The sequence below is a fragment of the Acetobacterium wieringae genome, assembly GCF_001766835.1.
GTDB classification, from domain to species: Bacteria; Bacillota; Clostridia; order Eubacteriales; family Eubacteriaceae; genus Acetobacterium; species Acetobacterium wieringae.
In genome coordinates, this window is sequence record NZ_LKEU01000050.1 from 1 (window position 1) to 17,847 (window position 17,847).

At 39.3% G+C, this 17,847-nt stretch carries 13 protein-coding genes; 1 reads left to right on the forward strand and 12 read right to left on the reverse strand.

The features are described from left to right. Window positions 1-495: 495 nt before the first annotated feature. The 8 genes from ACWI_RS17360 to ACWI_RS17395 all read right to left on the reverse strand — a co-directional run bounded on the left by ACWI_RS17360 (window position 496) and on the right by ACWI_RS17395 (window position 10,036). Window positions 496-1,329, reverse strand: coding sequence for a transposase (locus tag ACWI_RS17360; protein ID WP_242871648.1), 834 nt, complete (start codon window positions 1,327-1,329; stop codon window positions 496-498). Beyond that, on the reverse strand, window positions 1,301-2,158 hold the full coding sequence (locus ACWI_RS17365; RefSeq protein ID WP_070372709.1) for a transposase: 858 nt from the start codon (window positions 2,156-2,158) through the stop codon (window positions 1,301-1,303). The genes ACWI_RS17360 and ACWI_RS17365 overlap by 29 nt, the downstream gene beginning before the upstream one ends. A 1,120-nt stretch (window positions 2,159-3,278) precedes the next feature. Then, window positions 3,279-4,475, reverse strand: a complete 1,197-nt coding sequence (locus ACWI_RS17370) for an MFS transporter (protein WP_070372710.1) — start codon at window positions 4,473-4,475, stop codon at window positions 3,279-3,281. Window positions 4,476-4,575: 100 nt separating this feature from the next. Further along, window positions 4,576-5,802, reverse strand: coding sequence for an MFS transporter (locus ACWI_RS17375; RefSeq protein ID WP_070372711.1), 1,227 nt, complete (start codon window positions 5,800-5,802; stop codon window positions 4,576-4,578). Between the two features lie 469 nt (window positions 5,803-6,271). Beyond that, the gene (locus tag ACWI_RS17380) at window positions 6,272-7,069 is read right to left on the reverse strand and encodes a methyltetrahydrofolate cobalamin methyltransferase (RefSeq protein WP_070372712.1); all 798 of its coding nucleotides are present in this window, start codon (window positions 7,067-7,069) and stop codon (window positions 6,272-6,274) included. Window positions 7,070-7,103: 34 nt separating this feature from the next. Beyond that, on the reverse strand, window positions 7,104-8,303 hold the full coding sequence (locus tag ACWI_RS17385) for an MFS transporter (protein ID WP_070372713.1): 1,200 nt from the start codon (window positions 8,301-8,303) through the stop codon (window positions 7,104-7,106). Window positions 8,304-8,375: 72 nt separating this feature from the next. Next, window positions 8,376-9,356 (reverse strand): uroporphyrinogen decarboxylase family protein, encoded by a 981-nt coding sequence (locus ACWI_RS17390; RefSeq protein ID WP_070372714.1) that lies wholly within the window; start codon window positions 9,354-9,356, stop codon window positions 8,376-8,378. 50 nt (window positions 9,357-9,406) lie between these two features. After that, a complete protein-coding gene (locus tag ACWI_RS17395; protein ID WP_070372715.1) occupies window positions 9,407-10,036 on the reverse strand; it encodes a corrinoid protein in 630 nt (209 codons plus the stop codon). Window positions 10,037-10,350: 314 nt separating this feature from the next. On the opposite strand from ACWI_RS17395, the gene ACWI_RS17400 reads away from it, so the two are divergent. Further along, the gene (locus ACWI_RS17400) at window positions 10,351-11,892 is read left to right on the forward strand and encodes a PucR family transcriptional regulator (RefSeq protein WP_070372716.1); all 1,542 of its coding nucleotides are present in this window, start codon (window positions 10,351-10,353) and stop codon (window positions 11,890-11,892) included. Here ACWI_RS17400 and ACWI_RS17405 read toward each other — a convergent pair. From ACWI_RS17405 to ACWI_RS17420, 4 genes are all read right to left on the reverse strand, one after another. Then, window positions 11,889-14,150: a methyl-accepting chemotaxis protein gene (locus ACWI_RS17405; protein ID WP_070372717.1), complete on the reverse strand. Its 2,262-nt coding sequence runs from the start codon at window positions 14,148-14,150 to the stop codon at window positions 11,889-11,891. The genes ACWI_RS17400 and ACWI_RS17405 overlap by 4 nt on opposite strands. A gap of 86 nt (window positions 14,151-14,236) precedes the next feature. After that, window positions 14,237-15,292: a uroporphyrinogen decarboxylase family protein gene (locus ACWI_RS17410; protein ID WP_070372718.1), complete on the reverse strand. Its 1,056-nt coding sequence runs from the start codon at window positions 15,290-15,292 to the stop codon at window positions 14,237-14,239. A gap of 48 nt (window positions 15,293-15,340) precedes the next feature. Beyond that, window positions 15,341-15,970: a corrinoid protein gene (locus tag ACWI_RS17415; protein ID WP_070372719.1), complete on the reverse strand. Its 630-nt coding sequence runs from the start codon at window positions 15,968-15,970 to the stop codon at window positions 15,341-15,343. Between the two features lie 466 nt (window positions 15,971-16,436). After that, window positions 16,437-17,813 carry an aminomethyltransferase family protein gene (locus ACWI_RS17420; protein WP_070372720.1) on the reverse strand — a complete coding sequence of 459 codons (1,377 nt, stop codon included), beginning with the start codon at window positions 17,811-17,813 and terminating at the stop codon, window positions 16,437-16,439. Window positions 17,814-17,847 lie beyond the last annotated feature (34 nt).

Genomic DNA, 17,847 nt, shown 5'->3' on the forward strand with positions numbered 1-17,847 from the left:
AACCGATCCAAAATCACCCAGTGATAGTGGATATCCCGGAGGAAATACCGGATAATAACCCCACTCATTTTTAACAACATTGGCATAACTTTCAAATACAGAATTCATTTGTAGTTCACCTCTCAAATTCTTGTTTTATCATCCTAAACCCGATTCGTGACTATATCCAAATGTCGAAACATATCATTTTCATCACTTTTCTTACTGATATACCTCCTTTGTGACTGTTATTCTTACTAATAACCCCTTTTTGACACGTCTAAACACAGCGATTCATTTTTCTTATCAATAACCTCCTTGATTGTTTTCTGTTTCCCGAGGAAACAGATTTACCATATCTACCCATGTTGAAAAGTTTGTGATTGCGATCAAAACACTTTTATTTTCTTTTTCAATCACTAAAAAAGGGCGTAGAAATCCTGAATGCAAAAAATGTATATTCCGACCGTGAAATCCCATCTGCACGGTCAAACCGGGTTCTTCCGCAAACATCCGTTATCCCGATTTTAAATACGGATCATACATCAGTTTGGCCGTCAATAATTTTTGACCGCACCGGCCATACATGGTTCTTTTTATCATTTTAAGTTTGTTGTTGACCCCTTCCACAAATCCGTTTGACAAATCACTGACAACAGCATTTTCGATTGCATCAAGATCTTTTTCCAGACCAGATGCAAAAACTGCCAGCTGTTTGATCTCAGATTTTTTGTATCTGTCTATAAACAAATACAGTTGAGGTAAACTTTTTTCTTTGAAGATCTGGCGGAATTCTTTAATGCATTTGTAAAGCTCACCGATAATCGGGTATCTGTCCATCAGGTAGTCACGATACCCGGATACAACAGCATCATTCATCCAGAGAAACCGGAAGATACTTCTCCGGGTTATATGGTCAAATTTGTTTAACTGTTTCTTTCGGCAGATAGACTCAATCGAAGCGCTTCGATAAACAGCGATTTCAATGCCGTGCACCTCAATCAATTTGTTCATATAGTCATATGCGGCGGTCAGTTTTCCGGTATAGCCCTGTTTTTTTATCTCGCGATAGATGTCTTTACGGATCATTCCGGAAGCCAATGATTTCATAATGAAATCATAATAACGATCAGCCCCGCTCAGCAGTTCGCGGCGACATAATGCATCAAAATCTCCATTCATATACTTGCGAACTGTATTTCTGCTACAATGGAAGATTATTGCAATTTGTCGGGAACTGAAACCGGCATTAATATGCTCCTTTATTCCATTGTAGAGTTGGATCCGGTTTTCATCATAAATGACCGGTTTTTCTGGGATATCATTTTTTTTTAAAACGATCGGATGCAATTTTTTCTTCCGGTTGCTGATTATCAGAATGACCCAGATCAATTGGTATTTTTATATCAGTCGGAACAACCGATTTGAGTGCGTTCTGAACGGCCTCCAAAAGATTCTGGTGTAGATGAAACCGGTCGGCAATCTGCATGGCATCAGGAAGGATTTCCCCAATGGCGGAAGCATAGGCTCCGGCCCGGTCTCGAGTGATCCGCTTGACCTGTCGGTTCTGCCGCAGCCAGGCCTTGAGCGTGCTGCTGTCACGACCGTTAAGGACCGCAACCGGTTTGTGTGTGGCTTCATCAACAATCACCGTTCCGTACCGGCTTCTTTTTTTGAATGCGAAATCATCGACACCGATCGTTTCACCACAAACCGGAGCCGGCTGAGCCTCATAATGTTCTGTCAGAAAGCGGATCACACTGTCACCACTGATATGCAGGTTCATTGCCTGACAGATCCGTGCGCACCCCTCACAACTGGTTTCCATTGCCAGCATACAGATGAAATCTTCACAGCGCTGAGTCATTCTTCGGTTTGCATTAAGAAAGCCATTGAATGTTTCAGCAACGGTTCTAACCGGGCACGCTTCATTGTCACAAATGTACTCATGGGCTTTAATCCTGAGCTGAACATTTTTTCCCAGTATGGGAAGATCCTGAACTTTTCTTGTATAGGTACCGTGATAATGCTTAAGTGTCTGGTGACACCTGGGACAGATACAGGTTTTGGAAAGAGATTTCATATGGATAATGATTTTATCCGTTTCAATTACTTCCGTGATCTTTAAAACATCGGATGGGAAGTAATGATCCAAAATCAGAGTATTTGGCGAATCCATTTTTACCACCCTTTCTAGCTATTTGATGCTTTTATTATATCACTTCAGGTTTAATATATAGCTTAATAGACGGCTTTTTGCGGAAGAGCCCAGTTTGTCCGTGCAGATGGGATTTCACTGTCGGAATATACAAAAAAGCATAAAGCTTGTCATTTCTACATCATTTATTAAAAAAGTCTGCTGGATAGGTTGTTTTTTCATGACCACTGGATTCTCATCATCCTTCGTCCAAACTACAAAGGTGATAAACACCTTAACGAATCCAAAATCTCTCCCGAAGTTTTCCCCGAACCGTGATTATTTTACTTGGGTTTACATTCTCATCCCCAATGACGACATTTTAATGCAGCAGCACATTAAAAAGCCGAATAGATTTATTATTTAGGCTCTACCACACCACGCTTCTGTTTTCGGTGCTCTAACGTTGTCCCCACCCTCATTATTTAGCTGTCTGATCCTTCTTAAATCAAATTTTAAGCACAACAAAAAGGGTGTGCAGCAATCACACGACTACTACACACCCCTTTGTTATTGAAAAGAAATATTCAGCTTGCGAAAAATTTCAATGATTCAACGCTCTTTAATACCGCCCTAGATACTGGAATGCGACAGGGCGAATTATTTGCTTTAACCTGGGCTTAACCATCCGGATCAATAAAAATCACAGCTGTGTAAAAGATATTATTTCTAAGAAAAACGAAAATAGCATCACTCATTGATGCGCTTTATAAAAAGGAGGAAATTACAAATGTTATTTCTATCGGTTAAAATGTAAAAAATCCCATCCACAAGAAACTTGCGAATGGGATAACACTGCGATTTATGGCGTGCCCTGGGCGTACCCTACCGTATGTACGACAATTATTAAAAAAAACATATGAAATTTTTAATAATTACTTAAGTTTATTTGTCAATTTCCTTTGTGGAGATGATCCGTACCGTTTTGAGGTGACAATTTGCATTGAAGAGTATCGTCATAATTATTTTTAATATCATTTATACAAATCGCATTCCCTTGGCGCACCCTCCCATATGTAACGACAATAATTCAAATCTTTAAATACTTTCACAAATACTATTTGAAATATTATCTAATTTTTTCAAATACTTTTTCAACCGTCTATTCCAACGAGCTGGTAATCAGGAGTTTACGTTCTCTTAAGCTCAAAATCAACGACAAAGTTCCGCATGTCAGTAGTGTGATGGCGATATATAAAAACGTTTCGCTGATAGAATGCAGGTTAAAAATACTTTCATAAACACTAATAACATAAGGAGCCAGAAACATGGAAACGCCGATCACTGAAGTGATAATAGCCATCCCTATTGAGACTGCATGAGCAGGCATGACTTCCGATATTTCTACAATATAATAAGAATAGGACATGCCGTAGCAGGCACCGCCAACAACACATGCCAAGCCAACTGGAATAATCCCCACCGGCAAGCTTAAGACAAAATAGCTGGCTGCCAGAAGGATGAAAAAGATTGTTGGAGAAAACCTTTTAGTTCGCATATAAATAACCGAAAAAATCATCCCAATGGAAAAAGAACCCAAGGTCCCCAACGATGATAAAATTCCAATCACAGATGAATCCCCAAGATTTCGATCGGTTATATACAAGGCGATGCAATAGAAAATAACACAATAAAGAGTATTCATAAAAAAAGCTGAGACCGAGATTGCAGTAAGTTTCAAAGCTGGGATTTTTTCTCTGATTGGAGCGTCTACTTTAATACTATCATGATTGACCTGTTTTTCCGGCGGTGTGCGCGGAAGAAAAACGATGGTGAGAATTAGTACCGGTATAGCAATCGCATTGATGAAAAAAGCTGCTTGCCAATTTGTCACTGCAATATATCCCGCTGCGATGGACATAGCAGCCCCAAATGCTGCCATCATGCCATTATAAACCCCGATAATCCCACTGCGTTCTTTGATGTCCGTGTATAATTCCGATATTAAACCCAATGCCAACGGAGAGATAAGTCCCATGGCGACACCAGTCAGCCCTCTGCAGACTGATAGCATAACAATATTATTCACTAAACCACTGACAATACCAGCAATAGCAAAAAGACTGAACCCAACGATCAGCAAGTCTTTTTTACTGAAATGTTGAGCCAATTTCCCAGAAAGTAGCGAAACCATAGTCATCATCAGAGCCGTCCCACTGATAATAAAATTCTGTGAAAAAGCACTTGCCTCCGGATATGTGGCAAAAATCTGAGAAACCAGTGGCACCACAACCGAATCGGACATCATTGCAAAACTCATTGAAATGATGGTTAATTTTATAATAAATGAATGTTTCATTTTGTGGATTCCTTCCATATTTGTAAAAATCAACCAGACAAGTCATCATCTTGACTTGTCTGGTCATTAGATTTCCAAATGCAGTTCAAATAAATGATGATTATTCAGACATCTCATGTTCTGGACTGTTTACCAGACCTGTTTTACGATCTTTAATAGTAAAGACTGCTGATAACACTGCACCAACAGCCAAAGTAGTAATTAAAACCGGCATGATCTCAGTAATGGTTGTCACGCCCATGACGCTCTGTAAAAAGGTAGCTATATATACAGAGAGGAATGTGCCAATACTCATACAGAAAGACGTGAAGCCGATAGACATAGGAATTCGTGATTCCGGCACGATCATAGTGCAATGCATAAAATAATAGGACATTCCCATACCATACATCGCACCTAACAAGGTACAAGCAATGGCGGCAATGATCGAACTGGATGAAAAATACAACATACAAAAACTCAGAGCCATTACTGTATAGGCAACAATGGGGGTACTTCGTTTAAAAAATCCATAGGTTTTACCAAATAAAAAACATGCTACAAAACTCCCCACTGTGCCGAGCGCTGAAATCGTGCCGATAAAGGTAACGTCTCCAATGGCTTTTTCAGTAACAATCATTGATATCTGATAAAAAGCAATACAATAAACACTACTAAATATTAAGAACGCTACCCCAAGTGCGATAACCTTCGTCCATGGCATTTTTTCATCGACACTACCGTCGACATCGTCTTTATTTTCTTTTACAGGTACTGTTTCATCTGCAGGAACAAACAGGAAAATCATGATTAATATTGGAATGGCAACCAGATAAATACGAAATACCATAGACCAGCCCAATGTCGCTACAAAACCTGAAATCCAGCCAATTGCCGCACCAACTGCAGCCATTCCACCATTGAAAATCCCTAACATTGAGCTTCGTTTCGACTCATCGTTAAAAATATCAGCGATAATTGCCATGGAAATAACACCCAGGGACCCCATGCCAATTCCTACTAGGACTCTCATCGCTGCCATAAAGTAAGCATTGTGTACTGCAAATCCCAAAATAGCACCAATACTAAAAATGGCAAAAGCAATAATCAGCAGCTTTTTTTTGCTAATATATTGCATTAGTTTGCCAAAAGCCAATCCTGAAAAGGCACCGATCAGTGCGGGACCTGTCAAAATAAAATTCAAGATAGCAACATTAGCATCCCCAAACTCACTGAATAAATTTTCGGCAACTGGTATAATCACCATATCCGCCATTAATGCAATCGTTACCAGAATCAATGTCAACATCAGCATGCCATTTCTGAGTTTTTCTGATTTAATATTCATTTTAAACCTCTTTTCTACTTTTTATTATTATTTGCAATCACTTTAGCGTGGTGAAACTATCTAAAATAATTCCTACAATTTTTTATGATCTTTTTCTCTATTCACCAACGCATAACTTTAACCAAACTCTATTTGGACATAAACTTAATTTGGACATAAACTTAGTGTACATCACTCCATTCCTGTAAAAAATCAATTTCTTTCAAATACATTATTTAAAATCCGGATTTGTATTTGTTTTCAATATTAAAACTTTTATATTTACGATTATATCAATCAACCTTCCAATATATCAGTTTTAAAATGTAGGTATTTTTTCTTTTTTTTCCTACATTTTGTATTAACTTTAAGTTTCCAAAAATCACTTTTTAACGATAAATTTGAAGTGTAGATTTGCTGGTTTCAAAAAAAAAGAGACAGGAAAATTATTTTTCCTGCCTAAGTTATTCTTTTGGGACCTCTTAATTTCCTATTTTACAAAAATTCCTTCGCGGAATGCACCAATGTATTCCATGCAAAATTCATCTTCGCCCATCATCGCTTCGGTAGCATAGAGCATTCCCATCATGTCCTTGTTTAAAGGATCGAGGATAAAGCTGTCCATGCCGGCGTTCATGGCCAGAACCGCAAAGGCCTGGTTAGCAATCCGGCGGGCCGGCAGATTGAAGGAAATGTTGCTGACCGCACCGGTGACATGGATGGTGGGGTATTGTTTCTTGATTTCCCGGATCACTTCGGTGACCATGTTGATGCCGTCTTCTGAGGTACACAACATTTCAATTAAGGGATCGATATGCATTCTCGACGAATCGATGTTATATTCTTTACATTTAGCCATCAGATCAGTAAACACATCCAAACGGTCTTTGGCAGTTTTAGGAATCCCCTTATCGCTATTTAAGAGCGCCACACATTCCCATTTGGTGTCAGCGATTATTTTAAATGCCACATCAACCTTGTCACCTTCTAACGACACGGAGTTGAACAGGCCCGGTTTTTTACAATACTTCATCGATTCGATGCAGGTGTAGACATTGGGGCTGTCCACAGCAATTGGCACATCAGTGGCATTCTGAACAATGTCAATCAACCATTTCATGGTTTCCAGTTCGATGTCATCATCTACTGAGGCACAGACATCAATAAAATCAGCTCCAGCTTCTGCTTGTTTAATCGCCAGATTGCGGATAAATTCCGCATCTTTTTCGACAATGGCCTTTCCTGTTGAAGGAATGGCACCGTTAATTTTTTCTCCAATAATAATCATTTTTTTCTCCTTAAAATTATTTTCAAAATGCAAATTATAGCTTTGCTGCTTTTTTCTCTTTAATGGTCAAAATTGCTGACAAAACAGCCCCTATTAACAGTATTCCAATCAATATCGGCATGATCTCAGTAATTGTTTCAACGCCCATAAATCCCTGAATAAAAGCAGCCACATAAACTGAAAGAAATGAACCAATACTCATGGCAAAAGATGTAAAAGAAATCGAAATTGGTATTTGTGATTCCGGCACAATCATTGTGCAATGCATAAAATAGTAGGATATCCCAACCCCATAGGTAGCACCCAGTAAGGTACAGGCAACACTGGCAATCGCAGGGTTTGCTGAAAAATATAACAAACAAAAACACAGTGCCATCAGAACATAAGCTAAAATAGGGGTTGCCCGTTTTAAGACTGCATAGTATTTGCCAAAAAACATGCACGCAATAAAACTGCCAATGGTTCCCAGCGCCGATAAGGTGCCGACAAAAGCCACATCACCAATAGCCTTCTCTGAAACGATCATTGAAATCTTATAATATACGATACAATAAATAATGTTGAAAATCAGAAACGCTCCGCACAGTGCCATCAGGCTGAGCCAATTAATTTGATCATTGCCGCTTCCGGCCTGGGTCTGATCGACTGCTCCAGTCACTGTGACTTTATCTGCCGGTATAAAAAAGATGATCATCACCAGAATCGGAATTGCAACCAAATAAATGTAAAATACCGTTGTCCAGCCCAGTGTTGCCACAAATCCTGAAATCCATCCTAATGCAGCCCCCACTGCCGCCATCCCACCGTTATATACTCCCACCATCGAGCTTCTTTTGTCTTCATCAACAAAGACATCGGCAATAATTGCCATGGCTATTACCGAAACCATCCCCATACCGATACCAACCAGCACTCTCATGGCTGCCATGTAATTAGCATCATGAACAGTATAACCAAAAATAGCCCCAACACTAAAAATGGCGAAAGAAACTAGCAGTAATTTTTTCTTACTTAAATACTGCATCAGTTTTCCAGCTATCAACCCGCTAAACGCACCGATTAATGCCGGCCCGGATAAAATAAAATTTAAAACTGCCATATTGGCATTGGCATACTCCTCAAAGATATTGCCAGCCACCGGAATAATGACCATGTCTCCCATCAACGCGATGGTTACACAAATCAGTGTGACCATCAACATAGTATTTCTGATTTTTTCGGACTTAATGTTCATAAATGACCCCCTTTTCATATCATTTTAGCTTCGCAGTCAAAATGATATGACAGCGAAGCTCTTATTTAGTTATTAAAACATTTCCTTGCTGATCCGGTCAATTTCCGCCGTCACCGCCTCGTATACCCCCGGGAAGGAACTAACATCAGCTCCCTGGGTCAGGTTGGGTATAAAATATAGTTGTCCGCATTTCTTACAGATTCTGTCTACATGCTCTTTGATGATGGCTTCATTCCACTCGGGAAAGTCAACTTCGCCGCTGTGAATTCCGCCCATGAACGAAATTTTCCCGCCATATTCTTTAATCAGAGCCGGGATATTGTTGGTTGTCATCACGCCCTGCCAGATATCAATACCCATTTCGATCATTGATGGCACCAGAGTTGCTGCATAAGAGTCACTGTGATGAAGGATCAGTTCCACGCCATTCTCTTTGTAGAAACTAAAAATCTTCTTATAAGACGGTAAGAAAAATTCTTTAAACGTTTCAGGAGACATAAACGTTGAAATTTGGCTACCCCAATCATCATGCTGATAAATGGCTGTTGGTCCAATCTGTTCAATTAAAACCTTTGCATAGTCGAGTAGATAGTCGGTGTACCAATCGATCAACTCATGCATTGCTTCGGGTTCTTCATAAAGAGCCATCAATGCGTCTTCCATTCCCATCAGGGAATGAGTCATTTCAAAAATGCCCGGAAAAAACATAATGGTGATGTACTTTTCATTCTGATCAATCTGTTTGACATGTTCCTTTGCCTCAATCCAGGCCTCGGGATTTTTATAATGGTCTGGTGTTTTGACGTATTGCTTCCACTCAGTGATGTCTTTGATTACTTTGTGTTCCTCATCGTGAACCGGGAAGGGTCCCAATTGACCTTCGGGCCATCGCCACAGGATGCCCCACTCATCCTCAATTTCTGTGCCTGGACCTGTGCAGAATGAGGTCATCGGTGCTTCAAAGACAAACTCCAGAAATTCATTCTGATTGACAAAGCGATCTGGCTTCCCACCCTTAATAGTCTCTTGTAAATTCTGTTTTGCTGTTAACATCTTTTCTCCTTTTATATCCCTATAATAAATTTTATCAGTTTTAAATTGTATTATGCTCCGATTAATTCTTTTGCTTTAGCTGCAGAACTACCAGCATCCGGCGCATAACCATCAGCCCCTATTTCATCGGCATATTCCTGAGTCACTGGCGCACCACCAACAATTACTTTCATTTCCGGCATTGCTGCTTTAATGGTCTGTACCGCTTCCTTTAATGCTGGCATGGTAGTTGTTAGTAAACCTGAACAGGCCACCAAAACGACGTTATCATTTTCTTTAATCGCTTCAACAAAGCGTTCCGCTGGGACGTCTACACCCAAATCAACCATATCAAAACCAGCACTTTCTAACATCATCACAACCAGATTTTTCCCAATGTCATGTAAATCTCCAGCAACGGTTCCCATAATACAGGTACCTAAAGAACTAGATGAATCCCCAGCCATCACCGGTTTTAACTCTTCAACACCTTTAGACATGGCTTTGGCAGCGATCAACATTTCCGGCACAAAAATTTCACCGGCTGAGAATTTTTCGCCTACAACGCCCATGGATGCAACCATGGCATCTAGAATATCCTGTGCTTTATCACCTGCTTCCAATGCTTTTTGAACGGCAGCCGCTACTTTTTTAGATTTTCCACCTTCAACCAACTCTTTTACTTCTTGAATTTTTGACATGTTTTTTCTCCTTTTTTTAAGTCTTTATAAAAAAATCGAAACGGGAAATGTTCCCGACTTTCAATTAATTTATGATGATTTACTACTAATTTAATCATTTTTAATATTTTTTTATCAAAGACTTATAATATATTGTCTTTATAAAAATCGAAATAATTATCATTAATAACAATACGATTATTCGCAATAATACGATATTTATGTTATTTATCTTGTCTTTTACGATTTTATCAGCTATTATAAGTATATGATAGTCTTCAAAACAGAGGAAAAGAAACATCTTTTTCGTACATTTTAACTAAAGGAGCCTGCGAATGGAATTAAACTTGCAAATTATCAAAGAAGACCTGAACGATCTGAAATTTGAAAGCCGGATCCTGGATGATTGCCTGGTTCGACAGCTGACGCACCCGGTAATCTATACCTCGCAAACCAATCTCACGGAAGACCGATTATACATCATCGAAGCTGATAACATGCCGAGTATCTTAAACCTGAAAAACCGCCCCTCTTTCATTTGCATCGGCGTTCCCCCGAGTTATCTGCTGACTTCCAACTGCAACATTCTCTACACCACCAAACCTATTCAGCTTTATGATCTATTGAATCGCCTGACTGATTTATTTCAATTTTACAACCAATGGGAAAAGAAAATGCAAAACATCAATAATCAGCGACTCCCTCTCAAATCCTTGGGAGAAGCCTCTATTGATATTTTCAGCAATCCGATTTCTTTGTACGAATCCAGTTTTAAAACCGTCTTTATCGTTGTTGACAAACATAATCCAATTCCGGAAAGCTACGTCGCTGTTGCCAGCACCTTCGAATATCTCAGTATTGAAGAAGTCAATAAACTGAATACGGATCCGGAATACAATGAAGCTGCTACGAAAACCGAACCGGCCATCTATTCAGATCGACTTTATGGTTTTCGCACCCTGTTTTACAATCTTCGCAACGACGGGGAATTTATCGCTCGGCTCTGCATTGATGAAATTATCCGTCCCTTTACCGAGCGAGATTTAGCCTTGATCAAGGTTCTTGCTGATGCGCTTCAGCTAGGGCTTCATCAAAAAGATTTAAATAATCTCAATCAGCCTCGGGAACTTCAGTCTGTTTTGAAACGACTTCTGGATCACAAACTGGTTCCCGCCGAGAAAATCGAATCGGTTCTCCGAGAAAACAAATGGTTGGTAAATGACCATTATTTCTGCATTTGCATTGAACAGCTCCATCCAGACAAAGACGAAGATCCCATGACCGCCTTGGCATATCATTTATCCCGGATCAATACCCATAATTGTTATATCATTTACCAGGATAATCTCATTTTTCTTTTTAATCTGAGCAAATCCTCCAGAACCCAAGATGAAATTCTTGACTTATTTGACAAGCAATTAAAGACTAATCACATTCACGCCGGAATCAGTTCTGTTTTTTCTGATTTTAAAAACTTTTATTACTACCACCTTCAAGCATTAAATGCGGCCACCCTTGGCAGACAGCTGAACGCTTCCTCTAATTTGTATAAATTTGAAGATTATATCCTTCCTTATATTGTCTCAAAATGCAATGTAAAAACCATCCCTGAGCTTTTCTACCCGGCCGGACTTCTACGTCTGTTAGAGTACGATGCACTAAAAGGAACGGATTACGCCGATCTGTTGCGAATTCATCTGGAAAACAATATGCATATCGCTGAGACGACCCGTCAGACCTTTCTACATCGCAGCACCTTTATATACCGAATCGAAAAAATCATCGACATTTTACAAATGGACTTAGCTGACCCCGATGTACGACTGACTTTAATGATCGCTTTTAAGATTCTCGCTCATAACAAGCGGGAATCTTAATCCTCTCGCAGTTCAAATTGACCGATCATTTCCTGTAAAACCGCTGCTTGGCCAGATAGGTCCTGACTGGCAGCAGCAGATTGTTCTGCTATAGCTGAATTCTGCTGTACCACATGGCCCACCATTTCAATCCCGGTATTAACCTGAGCAATACCAGTGGCCTGTTCACTAGACGCCTTCGCAATAGTTTCCATTAAATCTGTTATTGTAACTATCTCATTGACGATTTCCGTTAAAGCAGCGGCTGTTTCACTAGCGATTTTTGTGCCACCTTCGACGTTTTCAATGGAATCTTCAATTAAAATCGTAGTTTCTTTTGCGGCCTCGGCACTTCTTGCTGCCAGTGTCCGAACTTCTTCGGCTACTACAGCAAAACCCTTACCATGCTGCCCGGCCCTGGCCGCTTCGACCGCAGCATTCAGTGCCAGAATATTTGTCTGAAAGGCAATCTCGTCAATAACTTTGATAATCCTGGAAATATCTTTTGATGATTGGTTGATTTTAATCATTGATTCCTGCATTTCTGACATTTTTTGATTCCCATTTCCAGCCTTCTCCCGAACAAGTAAAACCTGCTCTTTTGCAGCATTAGCATTGATTGCGTTATATTTTGTCTGCTCGGCAATTTCTACAAACGATGCCATAAGTTCTTCAATAGAACTTGCCTGCTCAGTGGACCCCTGTGCAAGAGACTGACTGCTTACAGAAACCTGATTTGATCCAACTGTAACCTGTTGTGCAGCAATATTTACATCATTCATTAAGATGTTTAATGTTTCAACAATCTTGTTCAATGCCAGTGAAATTTCTGAAAAGTCGCCATGGAATACATTGACTGCAGAAATGTTCAAATCACCTTTCCCCATTTTCCCGGTCACTTCTGTAATTTCTGCCATAACCTGTTTCAAATATAAGGTTGTATTGTTGACAGATTTCTTCAATTTTTCGAACTCACCTTCATAGATCCCACTGACTGATTGATCAAGATTACCTTTTGAAATCGCATCCATCACTGTTGCAACCTCTATAATTGGACTAGCAATAACCGTCAGTATCTGATTCATTCCACTAATCAGTGCTTTCCAGGATCCGCTGAATTTTTCTTCATCTGCCTTTACACCTAAATCACCTTTCAATACCGAATTTGTCAACATCATACTATCTTCAATTAAATTATCAATTGATTTCTTGACCTCTTTCAGGCTCCTGCCAATTGCTTTAAAATGCTCATATACTTCTGTCGTATACGCATTACCCATTGAGATTTCCAAGTCGAAATCCAGATTTCCCTTTGCCAAACGATAGAGATTTTTCTCCAGTCGGGCAATTTCTGCCTGAGTATAATCGTTTACACTCATCGTTGGTGTGATATCGGCACTGATCTCAACAATACCTACATTTTTGCCCTGCTTGTTTTTTAGATAAGCTGTGTTCATTTTGCCATACATGCCTTCAAAGAAAAAATTCGTTTCTGTCAGGTTCTCTACCAATAACCGCTTGACACTGCAATCATCCGGGCACTCTGGTGAATTACACTGTTCCAGTTTCGCCTCACAGCTTTTATACCCATACGCGGCTTCACGGTTGGGATATTGTCCAGCATCTGCTAGATATTTTTCCAAAGCAGTGTTCATATGAAGTTCAATCCCATTTAAATCCAGGACATGAATTGGATAGGGAATTGCATCCAGAATGGATTCATACCAAAATATTTTCTCTGCTGCCTTTGCAAGGATCTGATTAAACATTTGTATTAATTTCTCACCACTGCTTGAACATTTTAGCATCCCAATCTGGTCATCAAATATTCCCGCGTTTGCCTGTTCTAAAATGCGTTGGAGTTCAATTTTGGCATACTTCAGAAAATTGACTATCTGTTTCAGATTATTCTCTAGCTTACTCTTGGCCTCCTCATTAAAAACGGGCTCATTCACATCAGCGAAATCACCTTCAACAATTTTTTCAGCTAACAGAGTATAATAATTCATCATTTCTATTAATACACGCTCGTTTTCGCTATTTGCAGAAATTGTTTTCGCTATTTTCTTCAACGAATAAAAAATGACCCCAATCATTAGAGCCAAACCTAAAACGAATATGATTGACAATTCAAAATATATGTGACTGTTCCCGGATTGTTCCGACCAATTCTGATTTAAGATAACACCAAAGGCAACGGCCATTATGAAGTTAATCAACACAACTGGAACTCCATAAGATGAAATCATTTTCATAGTTAGATTTTTTTCATTTTCCATAAATTTACACCTCGTTTCAATTTTTGTTCGCAGAAAAAATGACCAGAAAGAAATTTCCTGGTCATAATTACCTCATCTACCCCAGCTTAATTTGATCTTGTTAAAGCTGCTTTTCTTGCTTCTTCATAAATAAATCGGCGAACATCAAAGCTTCTCTCTTCTTTCATATCATAGAATGAAATTGTCGGTTTTTTTACTTTTGAAAACAACCGCATTTGCTCAATAATAAATTGTTTGGCGGCTTCATCATCTTGAGTGATTTCAAAATAAGCTTCCAATCCCAATGCATCCCCATATAAATCGACCACTTCTTCAAGATCCATGGCATTTTGCTGTAATTGCCAGGAATCAATTCCAGCTTCAATCATTGCAGGTGCGAGAATTTTACCATTTCCACAACTGTGAAGTGTAAAATATATACCAAGATTATGACAATGCTGGACAAAACGTTTGTATTGCGGCACAAGTAGTGCTCTAACGGTATTAATTGAAAAAAATGGCGATCGTTGTGCTGCCCAGTCATCGTGAGCCATAATCACATCAACATCGAAATATTTTTTGTAATGATTTACTACTTCAATGTGATAATCTGTCAATTTATTAAAAAATTCCTCAACTTCTTCCGGATCTTCAACAAGTGCCATAGCAGCTCCTTCAAAATCCATCAGGGAAATTAGGCGCTCAAAATAACTCGACAACATTACGCCCCGTTTGATTCGCTCCGTACCAATTTTTTCCTGATATCTTTTGCCAAAGTTTTCCCAATCCCACGAGGACACATCCGGCCAGGCAAGATTTTTCCACTCGGAAATGTCTTTAAGCGCTGGTTTTCCCGGTTCTACCATTGCCGGTAAGCCATTCTCAAGAGCTACCCATTTTACACCAAAGGTATCTATGCCACCTTCATAATCGCTAGCATCCACATCCGGAATACAGTGAGGTGTGATATCAACCATATCACACGTACCATCTGGAATCCACTCAAATGCTTTGCCGTCTAAACATCTTTTGAAATTTTCAGCTGGCGAAATCGGTGGCATAAGACGCTCAACCGGTGCATAAGGTAACCCATACCAAGTTCCTTCATACTCATACATGCCTTGTCCCTGTAACTCAGTCTCCTTAAAATTTATCTTTCCCATATTTAGTATCCTTTCTTAATCACAAATTCTTTTAAACGACTTAAAATTCTAAGCACCGATTAGTTCTTTTGCTTTTGATGCCGAGCTACCTGCATCGGGGGCATAGCCATCGGCACCAATTTCGTTGGCGTATTCCTGAGTAACTGGAGCACCCCCGACAATTACTTTCATTTCCGGATAAGCTGTTTTAATAGTTTGCACCGCTTCTTTCAAGGCTGGCATGGTGGTTGTTAAAAGACCAGAGCAAGCCACTAGTACCACGTTTTCACTTTCTTTAATCGCTTCCACAAATTTTTCCGCAGGTACATCCACGCCCAGATCGACCATATCAAACCCGGCACTTTCAAGCATCATGACCACCAGGTTTTTTCCGATATCGTGAAGATCTCCGGCAACCGTTCCCATGATACAAGTTCCTAACGAGTTGGAGTTTTCTCCCGCCATAATTGGTTTTATTACTTCAACCCCTTTTGACATGGCTTTGGCAGCAATTAACATTTCTGGAACAAATATTTCACCAGATGAGAATTTCTCTCCCACTACACCCATAGAGGCAATCATAGCATCCAGAATATCCTGAGCTTTATCACCTGCATCGAGGGCTTCCTGAACGGCAGTCGCCACTTTTTTTGACTTCCCTGTTTCTACTAAAACTTTTACTTCTTCAATTCTTGACATTTTTCTACTCCACCTTTGCTGTTCTTTCAATATAATTTTTTGATGTTTATGATTTTATCAGTTATGAGGTTCAAAACTAAGCTTCAAAATAGAGGAATATTTTATTTTTTTTCATATGTTTTATACGAATGACATTGGTTAAAAATGGAACTCAACTTGCAAATTATTAAAGAAGATCAGAGAGATCTCAATTTCAATGGAATAGCAAACGACGATCAATTGGTAAAACGACTCACCACCTGATACTTTTAAATCAGGATATCTTCCGAGTCGCCAATCGATTATTCATTAAAGAGATCTGTTTTGTCAGAATATTTTTGGTTACACGACTGGAAGTTCACATAGTAATTTTGATAAAATTGATGAACTGACTTGATTTAGCAACAGAAAATATTGAGTTAATATGACAAAATCCGAGCAAAAATGCCCGGATTTGAAAATTATAATTAACAAAACTGTAAATCTTCTATTTCTGGTTAATATGTGGTATGGTTTCAACATCAAAGTCTTTGTTCATTACCATTTTCTTTGAAAGAATTGGGAACACATCAACTGTCGCTCTGACTTTTTTCTGTCGTGTTCCTGGTTCCCCCCATAAAACAAATACTTCGTTGCCAATTTCTGCTTCGTCAATATCTATACACCCCATTGAGAAAATAAGACGTTGATGCAACGTGTATTCACGTCCTGATGAGTAACCAATCAACTTACCATCTTTGTCAAATACATCGTCCTGAAATAAGCGGATACCACCGCCACTGGTCAAACCAATATCTTCCAGAGGGAAATTTAAAATCTTATACGGGTCTTCTTCTGTTTGGAACAGGGATTTAAAGATGTCAATAATATCATCCTGATTCCAGATTAAGGTGACCGTTTTTCGTTCTGGTTTTGCCAGTAGTTTTTCAATTACTGCTTTACCCGGAAAATCATGATTTAATGAAATCGAATTTGCCCAACCCAGTTCGACTGGATTTCTCATTCTTTTTGAAAGATCAGCTCCGCTGCTACCACTGTATTCTCCACCCAATGGCCATTCATATGGGTCATATCCCAGATCGGCTAGATATTTTAGAAAACCTTCGTCTTCGATAGATGCAGTTTTAAAATGGAAGGCTTCCTGTGGGAATCCATTTTCAGTATGATTAGCAGCATAACAAAGCCAGCCCAAACGTTCAACGCCAAATTTCTTGCCTGCTTCATAAACGATTTCATAAAGTTCGGCTGCGTCTTCCATATTACCATGCACTTCATACCCCAATGTTCCCGACATTCCCATTCTCAGGATAGTTACCGGCTTCCCATTAATGCTGCTCTGACGATGTCCCATGAAAGGGATATCATGAAGATCATCACCTGTAGCAGTCTCCAGCATTTCGAGAACACGAGGACCACCACATTGGAAATTAAAATCATTCATGGACCAGTCAATGATTTCCATGTCGTAATCCTTCTTGGTTGCAGCATAATCTAACCATGGAGAAAGTGAATAAGTCATGACTTCATTTTCGTTCATTCGCAATACAAGACCATGTGTTAAAACGCGTCCCTGGTCATCAGTCATAACTGCATGCTTGCAGCGTCCAACTGCAAAGTTCTTATAACCATTGGTTGTACAATCTGATAAAAATTTCAATGCATCTGGTCCGACAATTTTAGAGCAAGTATTGGGGTTTAATTGGGCGCTGATAGAACATGTTTTTTTCCATGACATGGTTTCGGCCTGCCAACCATTATATTCCCAAGGTTGAATGAAAGGTGGTAGTACCATATGATATTTACCAACAGTAGGATCATAGGGATAGACGGGACTGTGTTCAAAAACCATTTTTTCTTTTTCCATTGAATTAGCTCCTTAAAAATATTAATTTTATAAA